Annotated in this window: 6 protein-coding genes; all 6 read right to left on the bottom strand. The window is 34.8% G+C overall.

Features of this window, described 5'->3' with window-relative positions; translation table 11 throughout:
- On the bottom strand, positions 1-482 hold a 482-nt coding region (locus tag KKG99_07525), incomplete at its 3' end, for a hypothetical protein (GenBank protein MBU1012839.1).
- 191 nt (positions 483-673) lie between these two features.
- Positions 674-1,543, bottom strand: coding sequence for a DUF5050 domain-containing protein (locus tag KKG99_07530; protein ID MBU1012840.1), 870 nt, complete (start codon positions 1,541-1,543; stop codon positions 674-676).
- 26 nt (positions 1,544-1,569) lie between these two features.
- On the bottom strand, positions 1,570-2,499 hold the full coding sequence (locus KKG99_07535) for a DUF5050 domain-containing protein (protein MBU1012841.1): 930 nt from the start codon (positions 2,497-2,499) through the stop codon (positions 1,570-1,572).
- A 19-nt stretch (positions 2,500-2,518) separates the two neighbouring features.
- The gene (locus KKG99_07540; protein ID MBU1012842.1) at positions 2,519-3,373 is read right to left on the bottom strand and encodes a CPBP family intramembrane metalloprotease; all 855 of its coding nucleotides are present in this window, start codon (positions 3,371-3,373) and stop codon (positions 2,519-2,521) included.
- A 184-nt stretch (positions 3,374-3,557) separates the two neighbouring features.
- A complete protein-coding gene (locus KKG99_07545; protein ID MBU1012843.1) occupies positions 3,558-4,433 on the bottom strand; it encodes a CPBP family intramembrane metalloprotease in 876 nt (291 codons plus the stop codon).
- Between the two features lie 23 nt (positions 4,434-4,456).
- A partial coding sequence (locus KKG99_07550; protein MBU1012844.1) for a tetratricopeptide repeat protein occupies positions 4,457-6,026 on the bottom strand: 1,570 nt, incomplete at its 5' end.

Consider the following 6,026-nt stretch of genomic DNA (forward strand, 5'->3'; position numbering starts at 1 on the left):
GCAATGCCGAAATCGCTGTCAATTGCGAGGATACCAGAAACAATCCCAATGACATATTCAGAATCATAGTTGCCTATTTTCAATACTTTGGCACCAACCAATTCAGCATTGTTTTTTTCAATCCCTGTAATGAATAAACCGTCGTTAAACAGATCGATCCTGACAGGGAACCACAGATTGAAATTATCCTGATTATCAAGTAACACTTGTGTGTGACCATCCTTTATTGATGCGACAAGCTTTAATATCTCAAGTGTAATTTTTTCATTATCCCAAATCTTTAAATTTGATTTGATTTCATCAGCCTTATCTTCAAACTGTTGTTGTGAAATTCGTGCCCACGGCATTGGATGGTATTGTTCAATTTTTTTTGTCAGAATGTCGATATCTTCCTTCCATTCCATTGATGTTTGTGCAATAATATTGCTGGTCAATAATAATATTACTGCGTAAATGCAGATGAAAGTAATTTTTCTTTTCATTTCTATAATTTTAGCATTCTTTAAAGATTAATTTATAAATCCAATTTTTTAAATTCAATTTACCTCCTAAGAAAGTAGAAATTATAAAAATTACTACTGTAATTACAAAGCCAGTTGTGATTTGTTTTTTTGTCTTCATTTTCTCTTCGTTTTTATAATTGACTTCGCTAATTAATAGACTACGTTCAAAATTACTTATTTACTATCGAAGCCCAACCGTCCCATTCTGGATGGTTAGTTAATCTTGTTTGGTGGGTGCCATCAATATTCATGATGTAAACCTCAAAATTGCCATCGCGTTCGCTCTGGAAGACAATCTGTTTTCCATCGGGCGACCACGCCGGGTTTTCATCTCTTCCAGGAGCATTTGTAATTGCAATATCTTCTATTCCATCGGCATTCATTATATGAATATCACCTTCAGGACGGCCATTGACCCGTTCAATTAAACCATAAGCAATTTTCGTCCCATCGGGCGACCAAATTGGAAAAATCTTTTGCTTTGGTGAGTTGGTAATACGTGTTTGTTCTGAGCCATCAATTTTCATTTTATAAACTTCATAATTTCCATGCCTGTTCGACATAAATAGAACCTCTTTCCCGTCGGGTGAAATATTTGGTCGCTCATCACGGGCTTGATTCGAAGTAAGTTGTTTTTGTTCCGAGCCATCTGTATTCATTATCCATATTTCCGTTTTTGGCCCAAAATCTTTTACAAAAACAATCTTTTTCCCCTCTGGACTAAAAAATGGATGTTCCTTGGTCTCTTGTGAATTAGTGATTTGTTTTACGTTAGTACCATCAATATTCATTGTATAAATTTCCTGCTTACCTGAACGGTCACTTAAAAATGCAATCTTCTTACCATCCGCAGAAATTGCAGGACACAAGTCTTTTGCACTGTGATTGGTTAAATTGACAGGTTCAGAAGTATTCGGTTTCAGAATATAGATATCCTGATTTCCTCCTGTTCCAGAATAAAATACTACAGAATATTGATTCTGGCTCTCGGCAATATAACTGGATGCCAAAATAAAAATTGATAAGATAATTGTTTTCATAATTTTTAAATTAGTTGTTGTAAGCTTTATTGATTTGTCAGGTTTACATAAGATGGCCATCCATCCCAAGCGGAATTATTTGTTATTCTTTGCTGGTTTGTTCCATCAGAATTCATTTGATACAATTCGAAATTTCCATTTCTTTCACTTTGAAAAATAATATATTCTCCGTCAGGCGACCATGAGGGATTTTCATCTCTGCCAGCAGCACTAGTTAGAGCAATATCATTTGTACCATCAGGATTAATTAAGTGTATATCGGCAACCGGAAATCCTGTATTTAAAGCATATGCAATTTTTTCTCCATCAGGCGACCAAATTGGGAAAACTTTATGTCCGCTGGAATTTGTGATCCGTGTTTGATTGCTTCCATCAATATTCATCAAGTAAATTTCATAATTACCATGTCGAAGAGACATAAATAGTATTTTGCTTCCATCAGGCGAGATGTTGGGTCTTTCATCACGGGTATTATTATTTGTAAGCATTTGTTGTTCTGAGCCATCAGCATTCATAATCCAAATTTCGGTTCTTTGAGAAAAATCCTTTATGAAAACAATTTTCTCTCCATCCGGACTAAAATGTGGATGTTCTTTTTGTTCTCCTGAATTAGTAAGTTGTTGAACTTCGGTTCCATCAATTTTCATTTTATATATTTCCTGAACCCCCGTCCGGTTACTTAAAAATACTATATATTGCCCATCAATGGAAACTGCGGGGCATAAGTCATCAGAAGAATGATTGGTTAAATTATCAGGTGTATTTATATTAGGTTTAAATATATATATTTCCTTGTTCCCAACTCTATCTGAGTAAAAGACAATTGGAAATTTTAAATTCTTTGATAATTCGGCCTCTAATAATTTATTAGGTTCATCGATTGGTATCTTTTTATCTTTACTGCATGAAGAAAAAAGAAAAACAAGAATAAAAAAATTAATTTTTAAATATTTCATATACGAATATTATTAAGTGTTAATTGAACTTATTTAGAATAGGATAATCCGCTAATGGTAGATGGAACTGTCCAAAACCTTCTTTACGCCTATTATAAATCCATAAAAAAATCAGAATAAGTCCCAGAATATTGGCAAATAATCCGAGCAATCTGGCTTCGGGGCCAAATTTCCCTCCGGTCCATATATCCGGGCCGTTTTGACTTATTTGTACCAAGCTAACTGAATCCGAAAAATATTTAAACCCACTTACAGGAAAGCCAAATACATTCCCCATAAAGAAATTCCAGCCTATATGTAAACCGATTGGAATTGCTAATTCTCCTGTCAGGATATATCCAATTCCAAATGTCAGACCTATCAGCACAAGGTTTATGAATCCGACTATATTGGCATTAGGATTTGCCAGATGTCCCAGTCCAAACATTACAGAAATAAATATCCACGAACCCAGAATTGATAAGCGTGGTTTTATTCTTTTTGAATTGAATCCTTCAGACAAGTTCCTAATTAAGTACCCTCTTGTTAATAATTCTTCGAAAGCTCCTACACACACATTGTAAACTACAAATACCAAAAAGGGGGCTAAAAATGGCAATAAACTATGTGATGTATGAAATGTTTCCGAAACTGTAATCCAACCAAGGCTTAACGCTGAAATAAAAACAATTGACATCAATAACCCAGCTAGACAAAATCCAAATAATAAATCCAACATCCAACTTTTATTTATGGTTAAACCAAAATCCCTTATTTTCCGTCTATCAAAATATTTTGCGCTGATGTACAGAACCAAAATAGCTGGAAACAGACGCACTGTTCCTGCAACTAAAAATACCCATAATGGGGTTTCCGCAGCATAATGCAGCCTCACCCCTAAGGATGTAAGTATTGTTATATATCCTCTGTAAAAGATAAAGAAAAGCGTAATGGCAAAAAAACCCTATAACCGGCACGAAACCTTTTTTCATCATAATTCCAAAACAAATGTTTCCATTTTTTTAACATAACTTTAAATTTTAATTAATTGAATTCAGCAATTATTATGAATACAAATCCTATTTTAATGCCATTGCCAGCACCTGCCCAAATGCATTGGGAACACCATGAGCGATACCGGAAGAAATGATGCTTTTGCTTTTTTCACGGATTATTCCATAGAAGAAACCTCCTAAAGTGGCCTGTAAACCCATCCATGGATTAAGGTGATATTGCCCCAAAAAAGGATTAAAAACCCCAAACTGGGCTATATGTGAAAGCCCGAACAATAAAGAAACGATGATCAGTCCAGGGCCAAAGGAAAGCCCGAAGAATTTCCATGGATGGCCATATTCTTCGTTAATCCTGGATTGAAAATATCCCCTGAACTTTATCTCTTCGCCAAAACCTACCATAAGCAGAAAATAGAAATCCCAGGCAATGATACCAGTCACGTCACCTCCTCTGATAATTGCAACAATTATGGGGCATGCAACCATAACCGACAAAATAGCCAGTTGATAAAAAACCCTGATTCTTATTTTCTTCTTGCCCACCTTTTCTTGCTTTTTATTTCTGCTAAAAAACACAAATAATAAAATCATCAAAATTGCAATTAAAGAGAGAATCAAGGACCCTGTTCTTCCACTTGTGCTTATTCCCTGACTTTTCAGGTATCCGAACCCAAGACCTAATAATAGCATGAGCATTGCTCCGATAAAACCATAATGGACCCATTGTTTTTTGTTTTTAAAAGAAAATCCGTAATCTGACCAGTTACGTTTTGACAGAGCAATTATTGTTAAAGGAATCAGAATTACCTGTAATCCGAAAAGAAAAGTTCTCCAGGCTGGATTGGCCCCTGATTTTACAAGCACATAGTCTAACCACATTGAAAATAATTTCAATAAAAGGAAAACGATGATAACTTCGATAATACACGTTGTTTTTTTCATAATCAATATTTAAAAAAAGTCAATTACTGTCCGACTCTTTTATATACCTGAGTTTTACCATCCCATTTAATAACCCTTATTTTCTCTACTTTATCTTTTGTACCGACAAATACAATGCGGTAACTCGAGTTTTCGATTAAAAAATAGTTTTCTGAAATGGGTATCAATATTCTCTTTTTGCCGCTACCAACCTGATATTTCAGTTGGCCATCTTCCAGAAGTATTTTCCGTCCTTCAAACTCACCAATATAGCTTTCTATAATCGATATATCCAAATTAACAGGATGGAGCATCGCGTTTATTTTCTCGTATTCCCATTTTGCTTCAATATGATATGGTTCAATAGCCAATAACTGATTAAAACATTTTAATGCTTCATCGGGTTGTCCCATATTTTCACATAACATTCCCATGATGAACCAACCCCAGATTGATTCAGGATAAACTTCTGTATTTAGTTTTGAAATTTCAACCGCTTCTTCATATTTTTCGGATGGAATTAAATCGTTAAATGTATAAAGTACGAGATCATATGAAGTATAAGGAAACCATTTTTTTGCAAGACCATTTATATTCTTCCTTTTATCAAACTCCGATCTGAAATTTTTAGCACCATGATTGAAAAGTATGTCTTTCAGAGATTTAACTTCATTGTTTTTAATTGCTTTAAGCACAGGATCGGAAAATAAAAAATAATCTTTTGATGTATTTGGAATATAATAATCCGGCGGGTAAAAGCCTCGGCGATCAGTTGGATGGCCATCTTGTGAATACAGCCGGGAAATGTTTACCAATAAGTTACTATGTGGTAAATAGAACATAATTGGATCGGAAGAGAAATTAAGTGGCCCGTCGGCAATATTCCCAACCGTTATTGAATTTGTGGCCTTTAGCATTTGCCCTATAAAAATACTTGCTGCGCTAAAAGTGTTACTTCCTGTTATAATAAACAATTTGCCCGGCTCAAAAGAATTATTTCTTTGTTTAAACTCGCTTACCAATGCAGGTACCAGTTCACCGTTCCCCCCTTCATTAAATCTAAGATCAATCACAAATTTATCGATCTCAGCTACTTTCTCATCATACAAACTCAAAACCTTTTTTATGAAATCTAAAAGTGATTCCTTATCGCCATCGAATACCTGGTTTAATTGAACATAAATCATGCGGTCTTCAGGTATGAACTTAAACCAAAATGGATCGTCAGGTGATTTAACAAAATTGGAAAGATAAATTGGCAAAGAATCATTTTCGTTAAAAAAAACTTCGGTCTCATTTTTTGCAGGTACTTTCTTTTTATCGTAGGCCCAATTAAAAGACAAGGACCATTCAGCTGATTCAAGGTTGATTTTCTTTGTTTTCCCATCCCTGAGAAGGACTTCAAGTGTGAGAATGGTATTTGAACTTAAAATGCCCAATTTATTAAGTACAACAGCATTGGAAATAAAATTGGTAATCCGCCTGGCAATGCCGAAATCGCTGTCAATTGCGAGGATACCAGAAACAATCCCAATGACATATTCAGAATCATAGTTGCCTATTTTCAATACTTTGGCACCAACCAATTCAGCATTGTTTTTTTCAATCCCTGTA

It is taken from the genome of Bacteroidota bacterium (assembly GCA_018816945.1).
In the GTDB taxonomy this organism is placed as follows: Bacteria; Bacteroidota; Bacteroidia; order Bacteroidales.

Coding starts and splice junctions, on each gene's coding strand:
- KKG99_07530 (MBU1012840.1), bottom strand. CDS start 1,543: ATGAAAACAATTATCTTATCAATTTTTATTTTGGCATCCAGTTATATT.
- KKG99_07535 (MBU1012841.1), bottom strand. CDS start 2,499: ATGAAATATTTAAAAATTAATTTTTTTATTCTTGTTTTTCTTTTTTCT.
- KKG99_07545 (MBU1012843.1), bottom strand. CDS start 4,433: ATGAAAAAAACAACGTGTATTATCGAAGTTATCATCGTTTTCCTTTTA.